We start from the raw sequence: 3,983 nt of genomic DNA on the forward strand, positions 1-3,983 counted from the left end.
GGTGCTGGAGCGCTTCGCCGAGATGGCGCCGCGCGAGATGCGCCGCGCCTGGATGACCGCCTTCGGCAACGCCAAGCTGGCACGCCGCACCACGATCGTGCTGGCCGATCTGCCCGACAGTGGTGCGGGCAAGCGCACACCGATCGGATTCGTGCACTGAATCCCAGGCCGGGCGGTCAGGCCGGCATGGCGCGCCGGAGTTGCCGCTTGCCGGCTTGCTTGCCTGCATACAGGGCCTGGTCGGCCCGCGCCAGCAGATGGCCGATGTCGGAGCCATCGGTCGGCGCCAGCGCATAGCCGATCGTCGCCCCCACGCTGCAGGCGACGCCCTGGAGCGACATCGGCGTCTGCGCTGTCTGCAGCAGCTTGTCGCCGATGCACATGGCCGCCTCCTCGTTGCGCAGATCGCCCACCACCACCACGAACTCGTCGCCACCGATGCGCGCCACCAGATCCGTCTGCCGGACCTGCGTGCCCAGTCGGGCGGCGATCTCGATCAGCACCGAATCGCCCGCGTGGTGGCCATGGCGATCGTTGACCGGCTTGAAGCCATCCAGATCGATCAGGTAGATCCCCACCAGCGCATCCGGACGTCCCCTCTGCAGCATCGGCACCACGGCCTCCTGCAGACCACGCCGGTTCAGCACGCCGGTCAGCGCATCGGTGTCTGCCAGCCGGCGCAGCCGCTCGCCGTCGTGCCGGTCCTGCTCGGCCGCACGGCGCAGGGTGTCGATCCGGATGCCCATCACCACCTGCCACATCACCATCTCGACCAGTGAAGCGACCTGGAACACATGCATCGTCACGGGCGTGGCGGGAATCCGGCCGCTGATCAGCAGCGCGAGCACGACGACACCCGCCGTGTAGATCCCCCAGCCGACCAGGATGTAGCCAGTCGCCCGGTCTCCGAGTCGCCAGCGCCGCCAGGCAATCGGCAGCGCCAGGATGGTCGGCACCTGGCCCATCAGCTTCGCGATCCGCTGCGCATCGCGGTAGGTGATCACGCCCGCCAGCAGGAGCACCAGCGCCACGGTGCAGACCAGCGCCCCACAGCGCATCAGCCGGGACAAGCGCAGTGACATGCTCCGGATTTCCAGCGCCCGGTCGATGAACAGAAAGGCCCCGATGACGCCCACCAGGATGCAGGCTGGTGGCAGCAGCTCCGACACCCACAGGGTGTTGCCCCAGACATGCTGCATGCCCATGCCCTGGAAGGAGAACTGGAAGACCCCGACCCCGCCGACCCCGAGCCCGTAATAGGCGAACATCCAGTCGCGCAGGCTGTACCACTGCGCCAGGCTGTAGATCAGCAGCGACAGCATCACGCCGGTCGCCAGGCCCTGCAGCATCTGCGTGCGCTCCTCGTGGAACTGGCGTTGCTGCGGCGTCGTCAGCATCACGGGCACGATCATGCTGCCCGAGGTCTGGACGCGCAGCACCATCAGGTGCCGGCCCGCCGACAGGACCAGCGGCATCACATGCGTGCGGGTGGGCAGCGGCCGCTCCGCCAGGCGCAGCCAGTCGCCATTGCGCAGCTGGGCCGTCAGCTTGCCGTCGTGCAAGACCGACAGGTCCGCATGGTCGAGCGAGGCATAACCGACATCGAGCAACCACTCGCCAGCGGCCGACGGGGCCACGTCCACGTCCCAGATCAGCCAGGCCACGCCACCAAACTCGCCGAAATTCGATGTCGGCACCTGCGGAGGCCGGCGCTCGGACAAGTGCGCAAGCACATCCGGCAGCGTCCAGACCGCGCGCTCCTCGGTCAGGACCGACAGCAGCGGCCAGACATCGACCGCGGTCTGTCGCGTGTCCAGCACCGCGATGCCCGGAGCGCGGACCGGCACTTCGGCACGCACGGCCGCCACCAGCAGCAGGCATCCGGCCAGCAGGGCCCCAAGCCAGCGGCCCACGGCCACGGTGCTTCTCCAGGACAACGAACGACAACGTGACATGCAGTCTCGACCTGCGCGGGAACCTCCGCCCTCCCACGCCCACGGCGAACCCGCTTCGCACGGGTTCAAGTTCGTTGTCGACCTCTTGCGGCTGAACTTGACGCGAGACTCACATCGAGTCGAGCGGCGGCGGTCCCGCGCTGAGCGGCCCGTAGGCCCGCAACCCGGCCAAGTCCAGCACCCGCAAGCCACCGTACTCGATGCGGATCAGCTGCCGCGCCTGCAGCACGCGCAGCGCCTCGTTGACCCGCTGGCGCGACAACCCGACCAGGTAACCCAGTTCCTGCTGCGTGATGCGCAGCACCTCGCCCACGCCTGGGTAGAGCACCGGGTGGAACAGCGCCGAGAGATTGCGCGCAACCCGCGAGTCCGGATCGTTGATGCGGTCGATCTCGCGCGCGGCGATGAACTGGCCGAGCCGCTCGTTGAGCTGGTTGAGCACGAAGCGGTTGAACGGCAGGCTGTGCTCCAGCAGCGCGTGGAACACCTCGACCGGAATCCCGGCCACCACCGTGCGGCGCAGGGCCTCGATGTTGTAGCGGTAAGGCTCGCCCTTGAGCAGCGTGCCTTCGCCGAACCAGGCCCCTGGCGGCACGCCGGTGAAGGTGATCGGTGTGCCCATGACATTGTCGCTGCTCATCTTGAGCAGTCCGTCGACGACGCCGAACCAGTAGGTCGCCGGCCGGCCGACACGGCAGATGTACTCCCCGGGATCCGCCTGCACCGAACGCAGGGACGCCAGTGCAAGCTGTCGGTGCTCCGGTGCGAGCTGCAACAGCCACGGAATCTCGGCGATCTCGCGTCCGGTGGGCGGGCGCGAGCGCTCGCGCAGGGCAGTCAGGCTCATGCAGATCTTCTCCAGAACGGGAAACTCCGCTTGGGGATGTCCCTAGGATTGTCGTCAGGTTGACATCTTGGCGTCAAACCCGACCATACGATGCCTCCATGGAGAAACAGCCGAGAAGCCTCTTGCACTGTTTCTCTGTTCACGAATTCCCCACAACCCGAGGAGACGCGTGGTGACCACAACCTTTCCGCGCCTGCTGCTGGACCATGCCCAGCGCCGACCCGATGCGCCGGCCCTGCGAGAAAAAGAATACGGCATCTGGCAGACCCTGAGCTGGAAAGCGCTGACCGCACAAGTCCGCCGCATGGCCGGCGGTCTGGCGGCGGCCGGCCTGCAGCGTGGTCAGCACATCGTGGTGATCGGCGACAACCGTCCACGTCTGACGATGACGATGCTGGCCGCGCAGAGCCTGGGCGCGATCCCGATCCCGCTGTACCAGGACGCCACCGGTCCCGAGTGTGTCTTCCCGCTGAACAACGCCGAAGTGGTCTTCGCCGTGGTCGAGGACCAGGAGCAGGTCGACAAGCTGCTGGAAGTCCGCGACCAGTGCCCGCTGCTGGCACACATCTGGTTCGACGATCCGCGCGGCCTGCGCAAGTACAGCGCGCCGGGGCTGGCGTCGGTCGATGCGCTGCTCGCTGCCGGTGACGCCTACGAGCGCCACAACGCCGATTTCTTCGAGAAGTCGATCGAGACCGTGCGCCCGGAGGACGTGGCCTCGATGTTCTTCACCTCGGGCACGACCGGCAATCCCAAGGGCGTCGTGCACACCCATGGCTCGCTGACCGACCGCGCACAGGCCGGGGCCACCTTCGACAAGCTGACGTCGTCGGAAGAAGTGCTCGCCTACCTGCCGCCGGCCTGGATCGGCCAGAACATCTTCAGCTACGCGCAGTGGCTGGTCTGCGGCTACGTGGTGAACTGCCCCGAGTCGGCCGCCACCGTGACGATCGACCTGAAGGAAATCGGCCCGACCTACTATTTCGCGCCGCCGCGGGTGTTCGAAGGGCTGCTGACCAGCGTCACCATCCGCATGGAAGACGCCAGCGCGCTGAAGAAGGGCCTGTTCAAGACCTTCATGGCGCTGGCCAAGCGGGTCGGCCCGGCGCTGATGGACGGCAAGCCGGTCGGCCTGCTGGACAAGCTCAAGTACAAGCTCGGCGACCTGAGCATCTACGGCC

General features: G+C 67.4%; 3 protein-coding genes. 1 reads left to right on the plus strand and 2 read right to left on the minus strand.

The window, feature by feature from the left end:
• Positions 1-176: 176 nt before the first annotated feature.
• Positions 177-1,919 (minus strand): diguanylate cyclase domain-containing protein, encoded by a 1,743-nt coding sequence (locus tag AB3X43_RS02355; protein ID WP_369428283.1) that lies wholly within the window; start codon positions 1,917-1,919, stop codon positions 177-179.
• A gap of 145 nt (positions 1,920-2,064) precedes the next feature.
• Positions 2,065-2,802: a Crp/Fnr family transcriptional regulator gene (locus AB3X43_RS02360; protein ID WP_369428284.1), complete on the minus strand. Its 738-nt coding sequence runs from the start codon at positions 2,800-2,802 to the stop codon at positions 2,065-2,067.
• A gap of 172 nt (positions 2,803-2,974) precedes the next feature.
• Between AB3X43_RS02360 and AB3X43_RS02365 the strand changes: the two genes are divergently transcribed.
• On the plus strand, positions 2,975-3,983 hold a 1,009-nt coding region (locus tag AB3X43_RS02365), incomplete at its 3' end, for an AMP-dependent synthetase/ligase (protein WP_369428285.1).

This window comes from Sphaerotilus sp. (genome assembly GCF_041083715.1).
Lineage (GTDB): Bacteria > Pseudomonadota > Gammaproteobacteria > Burkholderiales > Burkholderiaceae_C > Sphaerotilus.

Bases quoted from the DNA above. Each gene is read 5' to 3' on its own strand.
- AB3X43_RS02360 (WP_369428284.1), bottom strand. From the start codon at position 2,802: ATGAGCCTGACTGCCCTGCGCGAGCGCTCGCGCCCGCCCACCGGACGC.